18 protein-coding genes and 2 riboswitches are annotated in these 17,525 nt (G+C 64.9%); of the genes, 6 read left to right on the forward strand and 12 right to left on the reverse strand.

The window, feature by feature from the left end:
- Window positions 1-94: 94 nt before the first annotated feature.
- From NNX34_RS11520 to NNX34_RS11570, 11 genes are all read right to left on the reverse strand, one after another.
- Window positions 95-385, reverse strand: a complete 291-nt coding sequence (locus tag NNX34_RS11520; RefSeq protein ID WP_227922954.1) for a WXG100 family type VII secretion target — start codon at window positions 383-385, stop codon at window positions 95-97.
- Window positions 386-566: 181 nt separating this feature from the next.
- Complete coding sequence (locus NNX34_RS11525; protein ID WP_255766671.1) at window positions 567-2,033, reverse strand: cell wall metabolism sensor histidine kinase WalK; 1,467 nt, start codon at window positions 2,031-2,033, stop codon at window positions 567-569.
- Between the two features lie 4 nt (window positions 2,034-2,037).
- Window positions 2,038-2,751: a response regulator transcription factor gene (locus tag NNX34_RS11530; protein ID WP_227913521.1), complete on the reverse strand. Its 714-nt coding sequence runs from the start codon at window positions 2,749-2,751 to the stop codon at window positions 2,038-2,040.
- Between the two features lie 78 nt (window positions 2,752-2,829).
- Entirely contained in the window at window positions 2,830-3,681 is an 852-nt protein-coding gene (locus NNX34_RS11535; protein ID WP_255766672.1) for a hypothetical protein, read from the reverse strand.
- Window positions 3,678-4,133, reverse strand: a complete 456-nt coding sequence (locus NNX34_RS11540; protein ID WP_255766675.1) for a hypothetical protein — start codon at window positions 4,131-4,133, stop codon at window positions 3,678-3,680. The genes NNX34_RS11535 and NNX34_RS11540 overlap by 4 nt, the downstream gene beginning before the upstream one ends.
- 4 nt (window positions 4,134-4,137) lie before the next feature.
- Complete coding sequence (locus tag NNX34_RS11545; protein ID WP_255766676.1) at window positions 4,138-4,560, reverse strand: hypothetical protein; 423 nt, start codon at window positions 4,558-4,560, stop codon at window positions 4,138-4,140.
- Window positions 4,554-5,702 carry a hypothetical protein gene (locus tag NNX34_RS11550; protein ID WP_255766677.1) on the reverse strand — a complete coding sequence of 383 codons (1,149 nt, stop codon included), beginning with the start codon at window positions 5,700-5,702 and terminating at the stop codon, window positions 4,554-4,556. Before NNX34_RS11550 ends, NNX34_RS11545 begins: the two co-directional genes overlap by 7 nt.
- Entirely contained in the window at window positions 5,699-6,046 is a 348-nt protein-coding gene (locus NNX34_RS11555) for a DUF6507 family protein (RefSeq protein WP_255766678.1), read from the reverse strand. The genes NNX34_RS11550 and NNX34_RS11555 overlap by 4 nt, the downstream gene beginning before the upstream one ends.
- 267 nt (window positions 6,047-6,313) lie before the next feature.
- On the reverse strand, window positions 6,314-7,960 hold the full coding sequence (locus NNX34_RS11560; RefSeq protein ID WP_255766679.1) for a DNA repair helicase XPB: 1,647 nt from the start codon (window positions 7,958-7,960) through the stop codon (window positions 6,314-6,316).
- The gene (locus NNX34_RS11565; protein WP_255766681.1) at window positions 7,953-10,385 is read right to left on the reverse strand and encodes a helicase-associated domain-containing protein; all 2,433 of its coding nucleotides are present in this window, start codon (window positions 10,383-10,385) and stop codon (window positions 7,953-7,955) included. Before NNX34_RS11565 ends, NNX34_RS11560 begins: the two co-directional genes overlap by 8 nt.
- Before the next feature lie 39 nt (window positions 10,386-10,424).
- A complete protein-coding gene (locus NNX34_RS11570; protein WP_255766682.1) occupies window positions 10,425-10,736 on the reverse strand; it encodes a hypothetical protein in 312 nt (103 codons plus the stop codon).
- 211 nt (window positions 10,737-10,947) lie between these two features.
- On the opposite strand from NNX34_RS11570, the gene NNX34_RS11575 reads away from it, so the two are divergent.
- Genes NNX34_RS11575 through NNX34_RS11585 form a run of 3 tightly spaced genes read left to right on the forward strand, consistent with a single transcriptional unit; the run spans window position 10,948 to window position 13,269 of the window.
- Entirely contained in the window at window positions 10,948-11,331 is a 384-nt protein-coding gene (locus tag NNX34_RS11575) for a cold-shock protein (protein WP_227922981.1), read from the forward strand.
- A gap of 21 nt (window positions 11,332-11,352) precedes the next feature.
- Window positions 11,353-11,934 (forward strand): DUF3027 domain-containing protein, encoded by a 582-nt coding sequence (locus tag NNX34_RS11580; RefSeq protein WP_255767238.1) that lies wholly within the window; start codon window positions 11,353-11,355, stop codon window positions 11,932-11,934.
- A gap of 54 nt (window positions 11,935-11,988) precedes the next feature.
- A complete protein-coding gene (locus NNX34_RS11585) occupies window positions 11,989-13,269 on the forward strand; it encodes an MFS transporter (protein ID WP_255766683.1) in 1,281 nt (426 codons plus the stop codon).
- A gap of 45 nt (window positions 13,270-13,314) precedes the next feature.
- Here the strand turns inward: NNX34_RS11585 and serC are convergent, their stop codons facing one another.
- Window positions 13,315-14,442, reverse strand: coding sequence for a phosphoserine transaminase (gene serC / locus NNX34_RS11590; RefSeq protein ID WP_255766684.1), 1,128 nt, complete (start codon window positions 14,440-14,442; stop codon window positions 13,315-13,317).
- A gap of 216 nt (window positions 14,443-14,658) precedes the next feature.
- Here serC and NNX34_RS11595 point away from each other — a divergent pair, with 216 nt between their 5' ends.
- From NNX34_RS11595 to NNX34_RS16160, 3 genes are all read left to right on the forward strand, one after another.
- Window positions 14,659-15,357 carry a metal-dependent transcriptional regulator gene (locus NNX34_RS11595; RefSeq protein WP_255766685.1) on the forward strand — a complete coding sequence of 233 codons (699 nt, stop codon included), beginning with the start codon at window positions 14,659-14,661 and terminating at the stop codon, window positions 15,355-15,357.
- A gap of 90 nt (window positions 15,358-15,447) precedes the next feature.
- Window positions 15,448-15,644: riboswitch (cyclic di-AMP (ydaO/yuaA leader) on the forward strand.
- A gap of 111 nt (window positions 15,645-15,755) precedes the next feature.
- Window positions 15,756-16,412: a M23 family metallopeptidase gene (locus NNX34_RS11600; protein WP_255766686.1), complete on the forward strand. Its 657-nt coding sequence runs from the start codon at window positions 15,756-15,758 to the stop codon at window positions 16,410-16,412.
- A 148-nt stretch (window positions 16,413-16,560) separates the two neighbouring features.
- Window positions 16,561-16,719: riboswitch (cyclic di-AMP (ydaO/yuaA leader) on the forward strand.
- A gap of 3 nt (window positions 16,720-16,722) precedes the next feature.
- Complete coding sequence (locus tag NNX34_RS16160; protein ID WP_255766687.1) at window positions 16,723-17,523, forward strand: NlpC/P60 family protein; 801 nt, start codon at window positions 16,723-16,725, stop codon at window positions 17,521-17,523.
- Window positions 17,524-17,525 lie beyond the last annotated feature (2 nt).

Here is a 17,525-nt window from a genome sequence, read left to right on the forward strand (position 1 = left end):
TGCTCTTCCGATCGGACCGGGTGCCGCGCTTCTTGCATTTAAGGGCGTACCGCCCTGCCAAGCGCCGGTGCAGCCCCCGGCATCGGCGGCGCGGTCAGTGCATAAAGAGCGAAGTGTTCGCCGCCTCCGTCTCGGCGTACTGCGCCGATGCGAAGGCCAGCGCCTGGTTGATGCTGTCCAGCGATTCCTCCACCCGGGCCTGCGTAGCCCGCCAGTCGGTAACCAGCAGCTGGAAATTGGACGACGCCGATCCCCGCCAGATCTCACTCAGCGAGGCCAGCCCGGCCTGCATTCCGTTCACGTCTGCCCGCAGGCGTTCGATGGTTCCCTGCACTTCGGCACTCTTGGCAGCCAGCGCCTCGCTGTCCACGGCAAATAAAGGCATGATTTCCTCCTGGTAGCGGCTTGGATCGGATACCGGAAGGGTAGGTCGGCAGACGGCCGTCAAGGTGTGGACTACCAAGGGGTGTGGAGTTGCCGCGGCGGGTCTGCGTCGGGGAACCACGTTGTGGAGGGCAGCACGGTCCCTCCGGCCCCTCTGGAGCCCCGCGTACGCCCGGGGAGGGTCAGTTGTCGACAGCCTCGTCCGGACGCTCGGGGAACTGCTCCGGAGCGCGGTAGGGCAGGCGGATGGAGAGGGTGGCGCCTCCGCCTTCCGTTTCGGCCAGCCGCACCGTCCCGTCGTGCTGGGCCACCAGGGCCGCCACGATAGCCAGCCCGAGGCCGGTGCCGCCGGTCTCCCGGTAGCGGGAGGAATCGGCGCGGTAGAAGCGTTCGAACACCCGCGCGGCGTCGTCCTCGGAAATCCCGGGCCCGTGGTCCCGTACCTCCAGCACCGCATCCATCCGGTCATGGATAACGGGGGCAACTCCGACTGCCACTTCGATGGGGGAACCCGCCGGTGTGTAGCGCAGGGCGTTGGTCATGAGGTTCGCCACGACCTGCCGCAGCCGGGCCTCGTCTCCCATGGTGGGTGCGCTCTGCGGCGCGTGGCCGTCCAGCCCCACCACCCGAATGTTCCGATCGGGTGCGCTGGCCCGCGCGTCCAGTGCGGCGTCGTTGCCCAGGATCATCAGGTCCACCGGCTCGTATTCGAGCGGGCGCTGCTCGTCCACCCGGGCCAGGGTCAGGAGGTCCTCGACCAGTTGTCCCATACGCTTGGCTTCGCTCTCGATCCGGCCCATGGCGGCGGAGATCTCTTCGGGTTCCTGGAGGGCACCGTGACGGTACAGCTCCGAGAATCCGCGGATGGTCACCAGCGGGGTCCGGAGCTCGTGGGAGGCATCCTGGACGAAGCGGCGCATCTTGCGTTCAGACTGGGTGCGGGCGGCGAACGCCGTTTCGATATGGGCCAGCATGGCGTTGAGTGAGCGGGACAGGCGGCCGATTTCCGTGGCCGGGTTGCCCACCTCCACTCGGCGGGACAAGTCACCTGCGGCAATGGCGGCAGCGGTTTTTTCCACCTGGCTCAGCGGACGGAACTGCCGGGTGACTGCCCAGTAGGCGATCCCCGTGGCGCCGAGGGTTCCGAGCAGCCCGACCGAAAACACCAGCGACGCCGCCTCGTCCACGGTCGCGGCGACCGAGTCCAGCGGGATGGCAACGGCGACGGAACCGGGCAGGTTCTCGAAATCGTAGATGCGTACCCGCCAGCCCTTGGACGTCGGCTCGGTGCCGCGGACATCGAAGCCCTCGGTACCCATCGCCTCCACCTGATCGGAGGTGTAGTTACCGAGGTTCGGGATGTCCGTTGCCGACTCCGAGTGCGTGGCCGGACCATGGCTGCCGTCTTCGTTCAGGTACAGCCCGTAGTACCGGAACAGGGAGGCATCAGTACTCGGCTCGTTCACCAGCAGGTAGCGCGACACCTTGGACGCATTCGCGTCGATGTCTGCGTCCAGCCGGTCCACGAGTATCTGGCGCAGCAGGGTAATGGTGGCGAAGCCGGTGATAGTCACCGTAACCACCATGAGCACCGCCATGATGGCGAGCAGCTGCGACCGAAGTGAAGCGGATTTCCAGCGCCTTATCAAGGTCCTAGCGCTTCTCCGAGGACCGCAGCAGGTAGCCGACGCCGCGCTTGGTCTGGATCAGCGCCGGCGCGTCCGGGCTGCGGTCGATCTTGCGGCGCAGGTAGGAGATGTAGGACTCCACGATGGAGGCATCTCCGTTGAAGTCGTATTCCCAGACGTGGTCCAGGATCTGCGCCTTGGACAGGACACGGTTCGGGTTCAGCATCAGGTAGCGCAGCAGCTTAAACTCGGTGGGGGAGAGATCGATGGTGACGCCGCCGCGGCGTACCTCGTGGGCGTCGTCGTCGAGTTCCAGATCATCCACGCGGATGACGGCGTCGTCGTCCTCGAGCGGCTGGGTGCGGCGCAGTACGGCACGGATGCGTGCCACCACCTCGTCGAGGCTGAAGGGCTTGGTGACGTAGTCGTCGCCCCCCACAGTGAGGCCGGTGACCTTGTCCTCGGTGTCGTCACGGGCGGTCAGGAAGACCACGGGGAAGTGCTGTCCGGCGGCGCGCAGGCGGCGCGTGAGCGTGAAGCCGTCCATGTCCGGGAGCATCACGTCCAGGACCGCGAGGTCCGGATTGTGGGAGTCGACGGCGGCGAGGGCCTCACGGCCGTTGGCGGCGGCGACGACGTCGAACCCGGCAAAGCGCAGCGAGGTGGACAACAGCTCGCGGATGTTGGGTTCATCATCGACAACAAGGAGGCGTGCTTCGGGTGCAGACGATTTGTTCACCTGCCCAGTTTCTTACATTTAGCTGGACGTTGTCTGTAGGCGGGCAGGATGATTTCTGGAAATGTCCGGTGAAGCGCGCTACGCAAACCGAGGAGGACGCTGGAAACGAACGGACTCGACGAGGTCAACTAAATGGCGGTAGACATTGGCTGAGGGGATGGAAGCCAGGGTTGCCTGGTCCTCGTCGGCCACCACGCGATAGTGGCCGGCGCCGCCGGCATTCAGATACCCCACACCCTCGTCGGTGGCCGGGTCCATCACGAGATGCCAGAGGAACCACGGCTGGGACCAGGCATACGCCAAGGCTTCGTCCGCCCCCTCAGGCAGCGGGGCCCCGGAGTCCCGGTGCCTCTCGTTGAGGATCTCCACAGGAAAGGCAGCGGGAGAGACAGGCAGGTTCCATGCCGGCGAAATCCCCAGCCATGCCGCGAGAACAGGGAAGAGCTCATGGAGGCTCACGAACTTCAACTGCAGCTTTCCGGCGGTGTCCGCGGGTTTTTCGGACGGGCTTGCCAACACGCCCGCCGAGGGTCCGGCGAGCATGAGTGCGTTGGTTCCGTCCAACCAGACCTGCAGCTCGGTCGCTTGTCCCAGGGAGGAAGCCCTGAAGTGAAGGACCGCCGCTGGCTGGTCGAGCGGCCTCGTAATGACCTTGCCACCGGGGGTAAGCCGTCCGGCGCTGTCCAGAAGCCCCGCGTCGGCCAGGACCTTGATAGACGGTCCGTTGCCCGATCGCTCCAACCGTCCTATCCGGCCGTTCTGGGCGACCCGGTGCAGCATGGACGCCGCCGCCGGATCGAGCCATGGTCCGTCGGAGGCAAACGGTTGCTTCGCGCGAAGGCCGCTTAAACGCTCGAGAGGGACACCTGCCAGGCGGCTTGCAACCTCTTCGAGGGAAGGTTCGCGGGTGGGAACGTACATCTCGGTCACGCCGGCTCCTTAATCTGCGCAGACGAGCACATCAGCTCAAGGACGTCATCGTAGGCACCTAGCTCCGCGGACGCGCACGAGGTGGTAACCAGGACTCCGTGGCCGGCGGTCTGATGCACATCCACCCGGCAGTGCACGGCGAGTCCGCCGCTGGAATACGTGTACTCGATGATGCGGCCCTCTCCGCGGGCGGGAGGGAACCTGTCCACGGAAATAAAGTAGACGTCCTGCAGCATGGCGTGGGCGTAGGAGAGGACCAGCGTGCTCAGTTTCTCCATGCTGCCGGTGTACGGAAAGCTGTTGACGACAACGCTCGGACGGAAGGACCCTTCAGCAACCACGGGTGCGGCCAGGACCAGATCGGCGGAATCCGTTAGACCGCCGATTTCCCAGTCATGCGGCCTGCCGATGGAACAAAACCGGGATTCTTCACGCAATAGTGGTTCCAGCATTCCCTTACCTTCCGGCACGCTTACGCACCCACGTGGTGACCGGGTCGCCGCCGGTATGCAATATGTCTTCCTTCACGGCGCCGTTATCGATCCACCGGCGGTACCAAGCCGGAAGAAGGGGCCTGGGCAACCGGGTCACGGCGGCGATGCACAGGAGGACTGACAGTCCGGCCAGCGCCTGAAAGCCAATACCCAGGAAATCAGGCGCACGTAGGCTTCCCGCCACTCCTGCTGATGCTCCGAAAACCACGGCAAGCCCGGCATAAAGCATCAAGAAACCGAACTGCGGATGTTTCCCCATTTCATATGCCATCATGTGGCGGACCCACCGCCGCCACTTACCGCGGTAAGCAGCAATTCCGGATATGAGCATTGCTGCGCCAACCGTATATATACCGATCCAGACCAAGTATTCCTGCATTACCATAGTGAACCCCAGAACTCCTTGACTGCGCCATTCCATGAGTCCTCATGGCTTTTACCTTCGGTCTTGTCCTGGGCGTAACTGCCCGCAGCCTCACCGGCTGCTCCGCCGAAGAATCCGCCGACAAAGCCGCCGACGATGCCGCCGATCAGGGTTCCCGGGCCCGGGAAAATGGACCCGATGGCGGCTCCCGCTGCCGCACCAGCCCAAGCGCCGCCTGCTCCGCCCAAGGCAGATCCCGTGGTTTCGAAAGCCACGTTTTTGGCCGCACTCGCTACCCGCTCGCCCGTGTCATATTCGGGATGGTCTATCAGGTCCTGGTTCCACTCTTCGGTCACGTTGTCATAAATGGAGAGGCCGATGTCCAGTGCGCCCAGCGCATTACCCGCCCGTTTCGCCCACGGAGGCATATTGGCCAGTTCATCATTGGCCACCAGAACGGTGCGCTCGTATTCGTGCTGTTGTATGCGCAGTTCCACGGTGGTGGTTAGCGTGGCCCGAGTGGCCGGAACCACGGTGCCGTCTGCATAGGTAATAAACACCCGGCTGATGTCGAGGGTCTGGACGTGGACGGTGCTGGAAACAGTGACCCGGACCCTTTCCTGATGGATCCTGGTCAGAACATTGTCGGCCGCATCATTGGCTATGTCCCAAGCGGGGGTGTCCGTAAAGCCGGGAGAATCGGGGAGCTTGGCCGGGTCGGCCTGCCGGATGGCTGCGGCGCAGGCTTCCTCCGCTGCAGCGTACTCCTGCGCCAGGGCGGAGATGCCGGCGGCAACTTCAGCTTCCTTGTTCTTGCCGTAATCAGGATCGTCATCAGTTGATTCGGGATAGGAGGTGCCGGCCGCCGAAACGAGCTCCCTGTGCCGGGCCTGCATGCCGCGGACCGCCTCCGCGAAGGTGTTCAACGCAGATTCGATCAGGAGGGTCACAATCTGCGCTTCGTCAGTGAAGACGGTTACCGGCTTCATCGCTTCGTACACCAGCGCCTGTTCCGGGGCCTGATAATGCGGCTGAACGCCGTTCCAGATAGTAACAAGCTCGTTTCCGGACTGGGCGGCACGGGTACCGGAGGCCGCGATCAGCGCGGCATCGGAAATAATCAGGTCCGGGTCCGGAAGGACCGGCAGCGCATCCGCACTCATTTGTCCGCCTCCGGATCTACGCTGGGAGCAGCGATGGATGCCTGCTGATTGGCGGTCTCCGCCATAACCTGGTCGCCGTCGATGTACGCATGGATGGCATTTGCGGTTTCATCAAGAACTTTATCGGCGCGCTGAACTGCACTCGCTACCAGCGGGCCCAGGTAGCCCTCATAGACTTCCATCAATGCGCCGGTGATAAGTCCGCTGTTGACACTTTCCGCAGCGCCCGTCAGGGCATTCCGAAGAACGTTTCCTTCTGTGCCAAGTTCTCGGTGTTCTGTTCTGGCTTGAACTATCACGCCCCGGGTTCCCGCGACGTCGATATCCCACCCATTAAGTGACATCCCCCATTATCCTTCCCCCTGCAAAAAAGCTCCGCCAGCGACACCGGTTTACCGTATGTCCTTGGACAAGCGCATGTCCATGGGGAGAACTACCCATGGACATCAACGCAATTGCCAAAGCGCCCAATATGCGTTCCAGGCCTTTTGCCATAAGCAGTTTGCCAGATAGGCGGATATGCCGCTCGGAGGGAAAGCGGCATCGGTCTTTTGGCGATACGGCGTTATGGGCGCAGAGGGGAAGGTCCCTCGCCGAAGCCGTGCCCGGGGCTACACCGGCTTTTCGATGTCCGTGGCGTCCAGGATGGAATAGGCATAGCCCTGCTCCGCGAGGAACCGCTGCCGCTTGGCCGCGAAGTCCTGGTCCAGGGTGTCACGGGCAACAACGGTGTAGAAGTGGGCTGCCTTGCCGTCCGCCTTGGGTCGCAGCAGCCGGCCCAGCCGCTGGGCCTCTTCCTGCCGGGAGCCGAAGGAACCGGAGACCTGGATGGCCACGGAGGCCTCGGGCAGGTCGATGGAGAAATTGGCAACCTTGGACACCACGAGGGTGCTCAGTGCACCTTCCCGGAATTCGTTGAAGAGCCGCTGGCGTTCCTTCACCGGGGTGTCACCCTTGATCACCGGCGCTTCCAGGCGCTCGGAAAGTTCGTCCAGCTGGTCCAGGTACTGCCCGATCACCAGGGTCTGCTCGCCGGCATGGCGCTTCACCAGCTGTTCGACGACGCCGGTCTTGGTTTCCGACGTCGAGCACAGCCGGTACTTGTCCCCGTCTTCGGCCATGGCATAGGCCACCCGCTCATCCCGCGGCAGGTCCACCCGGACCTCGACGCACTCGGCGGGCGCAATGTAGCCCTGCGCCTCGATGTCCTTCCACGGGGCGTCGTAACGCTTGGGGCCGATCAGGGAGAAGACCTCGCCCTCGCGGCCGTCCTCGCGGACCAGGGTGGCGGTCAGGCCCAGCCGGCGCCGGGCCTGCAGGTCCGCGGTCATCCGGAAAATGGGGGCGGGCAGCAGATGCACCTCGTCGTAGATGATCAGGCCCCAGTCGTTGGCGTCCAGCAGTTCCAGGTGCGGATACAGCCCGCCCCGCTTGAGCGTCAGGACCTGGTAGGTGGCGATGGTGACCGGGCGGACTTCCTTCACCGCGCCGGAGTATTCGCCGATTTCATCCTCGGTCAGCGACGTGCGCTTCAGCAGCTCATCCTTCCACTGCCGGGCGGAGACGGTGTTGGTCACCAGGATGAGGGTGGTGGTGGAGCTGGTGGCCATGGCCGCCGCCCCGACCAGGGTTTTGCCCGCACCGCAGGGCAGCACCACCACGCCGGAACCGCCGGCCCAGAAGTTCTCGGTGGCGAGCTTCTGGTAGGGGCGCAGCGCCCAGCCGTCCTCATTGAGCAGGATCGGATGCGGCGTGCCGTCCACGTAACCGGCCAGGTCTTCGGCAGGCCAGCCCAGTTTCAGCAGCAGCTGCTTGAGCTGGCCGCGCATGGCGGACTGCACCACGACGGTTTCGCCGTCGATCCGCGGGCCGAGCAGCGGCTGGATCTTCTTGGCATGCATTACTTCTTCGAGCACCGGATAGTCGTTGGTGCGAAGCACCAGCCCGTGCTGGAGATCCTTCTCCAGCCGCAGCCGCCCGTACCGGGACATGGTTTCTTCAATGTCGATCAGCAGCGAGTGCGGTACGGGGAAGCGGGAGTACATAAGCAGCGTGTTGAGGACCTGTTCGGCGTCGAGTCCCGCGGCCCGCGCATTCCACAGTCCCAGCGGCGTCAGCCGGTAACTGTGGATGTGCTCGGGGGCACGCTCGAGTTCGGCGAAAGCCGCGATGGCGTGCCGGGCCTCGGTTGCCTGTTCATGATCGACCTCCAGAAGAATCGTCTTATCGCTCTGGACAATCAACGGTCCGTCAACCATGTGCCGGGCTACCCTCCACTATTTCCACGTCCATAATCCGGTGTACTGACACTGTGCGTTCGACGTCGCTGCGCGGGTCATAGACCCGGACCCTGCCGTCGCTCACTGACAGGGGAACGAAAATCTCCTGCCGCTGATTCCCCTGGGCATCCACCACGCCCATCCGCACCGAACTCTTGGTCCGGATGGCCTTGCGCAGGGTTTCCAGGCTGACCAGGGACTGGCTCTCGCCCGCGTGCGGGACGGGTCCTGCGCCGCGCAGTGCGGCCAGCTGCCGATCCAGGTCCTCATCCGTAAGTTCCCACGGATTCAGCCGGGCCCGGGAGGAGGACGGCGCCGGCACAGGGATCATCCGATGGGAGCCGACCGGCTTGCGTGCCGGGCCTTCCAGCGCCGGGGGATAGCCGAGTTCCCGAAGGGAAAAGGTGAGTTCCTTGGCCGGCACATTGGCTGCGACCACCGTCGGGGCCAACCGCACCAGGCCCAGCGAAGCGGTCCGCGGGTCCGCCAGCAGGGCGTTCAACCCGGCCTCGTCATCACTGCGCAGATAAGATCCCGCCGCACCCACCCGCAGCCGGCCGTACCGGGCTGCCGTGTCCTCCACCAAGTAGCGCAGCGGCTGGGGGACATCCGTTGCGGAATGCTGGTGCAGGAAGGCGAGGATGCCGTCGGCGTCGAGCCCTTCATCGAGTGCCCGCCGGATGGACTCGGCCGAGAACCGGTAGATCGTTGCCGGGCCCTGGCCTTCCGCCGTGGAAATCAGGGCCAGCTCCCGGGCGACGCCGGGCTCCAGGTACCCGGGCGCCACCGCCGTGAGGTCAGCCTGCAGCAGGAAGGAGTTCAATGGCGCAGGCAGGGCGTCACGCAGTACGGAGGTGGCACGGGCATAGTCGCTGCCGGCAACGGCCGACCCCAGCACGGTCAACGCCCCTGAACCGAGCAGCCCCAGCTGGGCTGCCTCCTTCAGGATGCCCGGAACCAGCCGGGCAAAACGCCGCTGCAGCCGCGGCTGGTGCCAGGTCAGGGCACTGATGAGGTCCTCGGTGTCGAAGGCACCGACAGTTTCGTTTTCGCCCGCGCCCTCGACGTCGGATAGCAGGGCAAGCATTTCCAGTGCCCGACGGCGGACGACGGGGGCGTCCGGGCGGGAAACTTCTGCGGCCAGCGCGTTCACTGCTCCGCCTGCCGGCAGGGGTGCGCCCACCAGGGACGGTGCGCGGTCCGCATCCAGCCAGGCTTCCACCAATCGGCGCCACTGATCCTCACGGTTCTGGGTAAGCCAGGTTCCCTCGGTGGTGCCCCAGCGTGAGGTTGCAGCATCCAGGGTGATCAGCCCGGCCAGGGCCGCCAGCTCAAGCAGCCAGGACGTAGCGGCACCGTCGAGCCGCAGCGATTCCGAGAGACGGCGCACTTCGCGCACGCCAACGCCTCCGGAGCGGAGCGTCCCGATCGGGTTCTCGGCCGCAAGCGCCAGCAGTTCCGTAACCAGCCGCAGGGTTTCCGCCACCGCTCCAAACGCGGCGTTGTCCCGCAGGTTGCGGGCGACGTTGCGGGGAACCGGCCGGGGCGCTTCCAACTGGAAGTCCGCGACGATTACATGGCCCCGGGAGGCCTGGCCCACCGGCCGCGGAAGTTCCACGTGAAGCGCGTCCAAGGGGACCAGGAGGCCACGGGCCACGAGCCACTCCACCGGGGTGGGGGAGGGGTTGTCCAGGACGGCCCGTCCCATGGCGGCTTTCTTGGGGATGGTGCCCACCGGTGAATACTTGAACCGGCGAAGCAGGTCTGCTGTCTGCGGCGGAGCGCCCTCCATGAGCGTCGCCCAGCCCGCAGGATCAGAGACCAGATGATGCAGGGAATGGGCGGCGGTGGCGGGGGTGTCTGCCTTCTCTATGGGCAGTCCGCTGCTGCGCAGCCCCTCGACGATGCCTACCAGGCGTTGCCCGAACTCCGGATGCTGGGCCGCCAAGGTGGAATACGGCCTTCCCAGCCCGGCTGGGTAGGCGCCCAGCGCCTCGCCGAGGACCGAGACGGGTAGATAGAACCGGCGGGAGGCATCAGCTTTCGGTGCTCCGGGGTGCGGCTTGGCCCGCCGCAGCAGGGCCAGGGAATGCAGGTGGCCCAGGATCGCATCGAGGGATTTGATGGTTGAGCCCGAGATTGTTGTTTTCAACCATGAAGCGGTGGTGCTGAGCTGGGAATCTTCGTTGGTGGTCAGGTCCACCGCTTCCAGGACCTGCAGCTGCGGTGCCGTCAGTTTTTCGAGGATCCGCTGGACGCTGACGCGTGTCGAAGCACGCGCTGCGAGAGCCTGGAAGTCCGGCACGGCGGGGAGCGCCAGGTCGGGCCGGGCCGCGAGCAATTCACGCAGTTGGTCATCACTGCGTGCTGCTAAATCTTCGGCCAAGGCTCGAATCGCGGACATCAAAACCACGTTACCTGAGTGGGGAGAAAAACGGACCGATCAGCCCCGGCGCCGCCGCCTGATTCCGTCGATCACCAGGCCCGCCATAAGCAGGAACGCGAGGGGGAGTGCGTAGAGGGATGCGGCAATGAGCCAAGGCGCCACTGCCTGGCTCCCGAGGTAGAGGATCAGCACCGCAGCGAGCGTACCCAGTCCGAACAGTCCCAGCGCGGCCGCAAGGACGGCAGTAAACCGGCGGAGCGGCGACTTGCGGGGAGGAACTCGGGGATCCGGTGATGTGTGGGGTGCCGGAAACTGCTTCTCTGCGCGTGCCGCGGGGACCCGGACCTTCTCCGGTGGGGTGTTGCTCATGGTAATTAACGCTAACAGCGGAAAACCGCGGGACAAAGGGGAGGCCTTGGTGCCCCATTCCCGTGTCGGGATATTCTAAAGGGAACAGACTTCCCCGTAGTATCACCAAAGGTACTCCGGTGCCGCTTCGGGCCTGGCGGGCCAACGCGGGTCACGACCATTCCTGCAGCAGGTGTCCTGCTGCGATTAAACTAAGAACGAGGTAACCGAAGTGCCCATCGGCAAGGTCAAATGGTTCGACACTGGTAAGGGTTTTGGGTTTCTGGCCACGGACGATGGGCAGGAAGTTTTCCTGCACGCTTCGGCCCTGCCGGCGGGAGTCAGCGAGGTCAAGCCCGGCACCCGCATGGAATTCGGTGTTGCGGACGGCCGCCGCGGACCGCAGGCCCTTTCCGCCCGCATTCTCGAGGCCCCGCCGTCGGTAGCCAGGGCAACCCGCAAGGATGCCGAAGACATGGCCGTGATCACCGAGGACCTGATCAAGCTGCTGGACGGTATTTCCAACGGACTGCGGCGCGGCCGCTACCCGGATAAGAAGCACGCATCCAAGGTAGCTGCCGTCCTGCGGGCCGTTGCCGATGATCTGGATATATAAGGTAAGTGCACTGAAGTGAATATGCGACCGGAAATTCCCTCTCCCGACCCGTCCCCTGAACCCGGCACCGACGCCGCTGCTGCTCCCGCGGTTCGCAAGCGCGCCCCGCGGCGGCCGGGAAAGCCCGACGCCGTGCTCGCGGCCGCCGTGGCCGAAGCCCGCGCCGGACTGCTGGAAGTGGTGTCTGAAGGCGAAGTAGGCAACTATCTGGGTGCAGCCGCCGACGCCGAACGGGTGGTGACCCACCGGTTCTCTTCCCTGCGTCCCGGCTACCGCGGGTGGTACTGGTACTCCACGGTTGCCCGTATGCCCCGGAGCAAGAAGGTAACGGTGTCCGAAGTGGGCCTGCTTCCCTCGGACGACGCGCTGCTGGCTCCCGAGTGGGTGCCCTGGTCCGACCGGCTCCGTCCGGAAGACATTGCTGCCGAACAGGAACAGCAGGCCCAGGAACAGCGCGCGCAGGAACAGGCTGATCAGGAACAGGCTGACCAGGAACAGGCCGAACTTGCCGGCCCGGACGACGACGGGCAGCAGGACGAGGCTGATCAGGAACAAGCCGGCGAACAGCACGCCGAAGCGACAGGTGCTCAGGAGGACGAATAATCCCGTGGCGGTTGCGGCAACAGGGTTCACTATCCCCAAGGGGGCGCTGGACTGATGTTCCGTTCCCTTCGCATTTTCAACTACCGCATCTGGTTTATCGGTGCCCTGGTGTCGAACATCGGCACCTGGATGCAGCGTACGGCGCAGGACTGGCTTGTCTATGACATCCTGACCGACCAGGACGCGGCGGCCATGGGAATCGTTATGGCGCTGCAGCTGGGACCGCAGCTGCTCCTGGCCCCTTGGTCAGGCCTGATCGCCGACACGTACAACCGGCGCAAGGTCCTCCTGCTCACGCAGGTCAGCATGGGCGGCCTGGGTCTGGCGCTGGGGCTCCTGGTGCTCTCCGGACATGCCGAGCTGTGGCACGTCTACGCGTTCGCGCTGGCGCTGGGCGTAGTGTCCGCCGTCGACGGGCCGGCACGCCAGGCCTTTGTCTCGGAGGTGGTTTCCGAGCGGGACCTGCCCAACGCCGTCGCCCTTAACAGTGCCTCCTTTAACGGGGCACGGATGATTGGCCCCGCCGTCGCCGGTCTCCTGACCGTGGCCGTGGGTCCGGGCCTGGTCTTCGTCCTCAACGCCGTGACGTTCGGTGCAATGGTGATTGCGCTGCTGAAAATGCGTGCCGGCGAGCTGCGCGTGTTGCCCAAGGCGCCGCCGGGGAAGGGCCGCATCCGGGCCGGACTTGCGTACGTGCGGCACCGGCCGGACCTGATCATGGTGATGCTCGCGATCTTCATCGTGGGGACCTTCGGCATGAATTTCGCTATTTACATAGCAGCCATGGCACGCACCGAGTTCGGCCGGGACGCCGGTATTTTCGGTGTCCTGAATTCGGTGATGGCCATTGGATCCGTCGCCGGCGCCCTGCTGTCCGCGCGGCGGGACCGGCCCCGCCTGCGCTTTGTCTTCGGTGCGGCCGGAGCCTTTGGCCTGGCCTGCATCCTGTCCGCCATGGCACCCAGCCTGATCCTGTTCGCCGTCTCGCTGATCCCCGTGGGCCTGTTTGCCCTGACCCTGATGACCAGCGCCAACGCGTATGTCCAGACCACCACGGCCCAGATCATGCGCGGGCGGGTCATGGCCTTGTACTTCGCCATCTTTATGGGCGGCACGCCGTTGGGTGCCCCCGTGGTGGGTTGGGTCTCGAACTCCTTCGGTCCACGCTGGAGCCTGGGCGTTGCCGCAGCTTCCGGTCTGCTGGCCGCCGCGATCGGATTCGTCTGGGCCTGGCGCACCTACGGCATGCGGTTCCACTATGACCGGAGCCTGCCGCGCCGGCTGAGCATGACCACGGACACTCCGGAAAAGCAGCAGGACCCGGACAACGCCTAGCGTCCGGGTCCTGCCACGACCCCTGTTGCGGGGCGGCCTTGCGGGTCAGGAATTCGCGATCACAAAGTCGATGCACTCCAGCAGGGCGCTGACGTCGTCGGGCTCGATGGCCACGAAGGTGGCAATCCGCAGCTGGTTGCGGCCGAGCTTGCGGTAGGGCTCCACGTCCACCACGCCGTTGGCACGCAGGGTCTTGGCGATTGCCGCGGCGTCGATGCCGGCCTCGAAATCGATTGTGGCAATAACATTTGAACGGTCCTCGGCGCGGGTGACGAACGGAGTGGCCACCGAGGACTTCTCGGCCCACGAATAGATCCGCCCCGCCGACTCAGCGGTCCGGCCCGCGGCGAAGGCAAGTCCGCCGCTGGCGTTGAGCCATTCAATCTGCGCGTTAAGGGTCACCAGCGTGGACAACGACGGCGTGTTGTAGGTCTGGTTCAGCCTCGAGTTGTCGACGGCGGTCTGCAGGTTCAGGAAATCCGGGATCCAGCGGTCCCCGGCATTGATCCGGGCCGCCCGTTCCAGCGCAGCCGGAGAGAACATGCCCAGCCACAGTCCGCCGTCGGAAGCGAAGTTCTTCTGCGGTGCAAAGTAATAGACATCGGCCTGGGCCAGGTCCACATCCAGGCCGCCCGCGGCAGAGGTGGCATCGATCAGGACCAGGGAGCCGGGGTCGGCGCCTTCCACCCGCCGGACGGGGGCAGCCACACCGGTCGAGGTCTCATTCTGGGGCCAGGCATAAACGTCGACGCCGGCCTCCGCTGCAGGCTCGGGGCGCGTGCCGGGATCGGAGGTGATGATGCTGGATGCCGCGAGGAACGGAGCCTTGTTGGTGGCCGCCGCAAACTTTGAGCCGAATTCACCGAAGGAAAGGTGCTGGGCCTTCTCCTGGACCAGGCCGAAGGCCGCGATGTCCCAGAACGCGGTGGAACCGCCCACGCCCAGGACAACCTCGTAACCCTCGGGCGCCGAGAACAACTCCATGAGGCCTTCACGGACGCTGCCCACGAGGTTCCGTACCGGAGCCTGCCGGTGGGAGGTGCCGAGCAGGTTGGCTCCCGCTGCTGCGAGTGCGGACATCTGTTCCGGGCGTACCTTGGAAGGACCGGCACCAAATCGGCCGTCCTTCGGGAGGAGCCCAGCGGGAATTTTCAGTGCGGCGGTATCGCCCATGGTGTGACGCTCCAAGCGGGTTTCGACAGTGGCGGATATGCACTTCCATTCTGCCGTACAGGCTCGGGAGCCCGCGATGTATGACGCCCGCCACCAGGGACTGTGCCCGGTGCCGCGCAATTATCGGGCGGTCCGGCGGATAGGCTAACGTGTTGGCGTACACCCCCGGGCAGCGGTGCGCTGCCTTTCTTCCTCCCTTGCTAGGAGCGGCCCGTCATGACGGATCTCATTGACACCACTGAGATGTATCTCAGGACCATCCTGGAACTGGAAGAAGAGAACATCGTTGCCCTCCGTGCACGCATTGCCGAACGGCTGCGCCACTCCGGGCCCACGGTTTCCCAGACCATCGGGCGAATGGAACGTGACGGGCTCGTGGTGGTTGCCGGGACGCGTCGGCTGGAACTGACGGAACTGGGCCGGCGCCGGGCCACCGAGGTCATGCGCAAGCACCGCCTGGCCGAACGGCTCCTTGCGGACGTCATCGGACTTGACTGGGCCTACGTCCATGACGAAGCCTGCCGCTGGGAACACGTGATGAGCGAGCGTGTGGAACGGCGCCTGTATGAGCTGCTGGGCCGCCCCACGGAATCGCCCTACGGCAATCCCATTCCCGGCCTCGAGGGGATCGGCGGGGTGGCGGCGGAAGTGTTCATCGCCGGCGTCGTCGACCTGGTGTCCACCGTCGCGACGGCCGAGCCGGGGACCAAGCTTCGGCTGGTCCGGCTGGCGGAACCCATCCAGGTGGAACCAGAACTGCTGACCCAGCTGGACGAAGCGGGATTGCGGCCCGGAGCGCAGATAACGGCAGAAGTTGTCGGCGGTTATATCTCCGTTCGTGTTCCCGGCATCGAGGGTGCCTTGGAACTGCCTACGGAAGTGGCCTCCCACGTCTTTGTTTCTCCCGTTGGGTAACGGAATGGTCACTTTTGTGACATTTACCCTATAGTGAGTTCCGACGCTGAAACACCATCGTTATCCGGTCCGTCCGCCGAGCCCTGCCAGCGGACCGGAGCACTAAACTCGTCCAGGCAGGGGCGGAGGACCCACTTTCCGGCAGCATTGCTGCCTTGGGGTGAAGCCTTTCGGAAGCCGGCGGCATTTCCTGCATAGTTGCAGGTGAGGCCCGCCTTTTCCGGAAAGGCCGAGTTTCTCTACTCGAATCCGACAGCTAACTTCGCAGGCGATCCATGAGAGGGAAAAACTTGTCGAAGCATGCTGCTTCGGGCCGACGCCGCGCGTCAGCTCCTAATGCACCTGTGCGCCCGCGCAACGCCTCACCGTCAGGCCGCCGGCGCGCCGAAACAAAGTCCGTGTCCGTGGGCGGTGCCGCCCAGAAGGTGGCTATTACCGCTGCCACGTCGGGCCTGATCCTCACGGCTGCCATGCCCACGCATGCGGCAGCGGACGATCCGGTCCAGCTCGAGCCGGTGGCGGTCGACGCACCCGTCTCGGCCGACCCGAATGCCGACATCGGATTCGCCCGGGCCGGGCTGAGCAGCAAATACGACCCGGACGCCAAGCTGGCCTCCATTACGGTTGCCGCCGGCTCGCATGCGGTCCCTGCCGCGGCCAAGGGCACGCTGTCCACGCCGCTGGACGCCTCTTTGGTGCAGACCTCCGGGTTCGGCCACCGGGTCAGCCCCATTACCGGGGAGCACGGCGAGATGCATAACGGACAGGACTTCGCCGCCGCCTGCGGTACAGCGGTCAACGCTGCGGCATCCGGCACCGTGGTCTTCGCCGGCTGGCATCCCTACGGCGGTGGCAACCGCGTGGTGGTAGATCACGGCAACGGAGTCCAGACCACGTACAACCACCTTTCCAATATTGCCGTCACCGTGGGCACTGAAGTCGAGCGCGGATTCCTGGTCGGTGCGAGCGGCACAACCGGTTCCTCAACGGGTTGCCACCTGCATTTCGAGGTCATGGTTAACGGCGAAGTAGTGGACCCGCTGAATTGGTTGTAAGCACTTAAATCAATTGGTTGTAACCAGTTGAATATCGTTTCGTGATCGGAACGTGACATACCTCAAATGTTGCTGTACGCTCATCCTCGTGCCCGATTCGCCAAAGGTGGGGCACCTTCGAACAGATCGCCTAGCTCTGCCACTGTTTGAAGTCCGTTCGCAGAATCGCATGGCAGAGGCGGGGGAACCAATTTCGGGTTTCGAAAGAAACCCTTGGGGTTAAGTTGCAAAAGGCCATTGGCCGGGCAACCGGGTGACTCCCATCCGAATCCGACAGCTCACCTCGTAGGCAATTGGGAGAGGCAAACTTGTGTCATCAAACGCTCATGGCCGCCGTCGCGCTGCCACCGTACAGACCAACCCGATCACTGCACTTTCCAAGGCAGTCAGCAGCAACGCCGGAAACGTAGGCCGCCAGGCCGCCGTCGTAGTTGCAGCATCCGGCCTCGTGCTGGCTGCCGGACTTCCTGCACAGGCTTCCGTAAGCACGGACCGCCAGGCACTCGCAGCAACCCCCCTGAACATCGTGGCCGGCAGCGTTACCGCTCCCGCCAACGCACCGTTCGAGCTTCCCCTGGTTGCCCCCAGCTCCACCTCCGGCGCCGAATACCGCGCACAGGTTGCAGCAGAAGAGGCAGCAGCCCAGGCAGCAGAAGAGCTCGCAGCCTCGCAGGCCGCAGCAGCAACCCAGGCAGCAGCCACCAAGAATGCCGCAGCTGCCCGCACCGCCGCCCCGGCAGCCTCCGGCCCCGCCGTAATGGCAGCTTCCTCCATGTCGGCTCCGGTCGAAGCTCCGGTTTCCGGCAACGTCGCAGCCGGCCTGGTTGCTTCCGCCTACGGCCAGATCGGTGTGGCACAGGATTGCACCGCCATGGTCGAGAAGGCACTGCGCTCCGTCGGCAAGTCCGTCGGCGACCTGGCCCCCGGCCAGTTCTTCCAGTTCGGTTCCGTAGTTTCCAGCCCGGCTCCCGGCGACCTTGTGATCAACGGCGGCCACGTCGCGATCTACGTAGGCAACGGCCAGGTCATCAGCGGCGGACTCAACGGCATGAACACCGGCCTGCACAGCCTCTCGGACCTGGGCGGCGTCAGCTTCGTCCGCGTCAGCTAACC

It is taken from the genome of Arthrobacter sp. zg-Y1116, assembly GCF_024385485.1.
Taxonomy (GTDB): domain Bacteria; phylum Actinomycetota; class Actinomycetes; order Actinomycetales; family Micrococcaceae; genus Arthrobacter_B.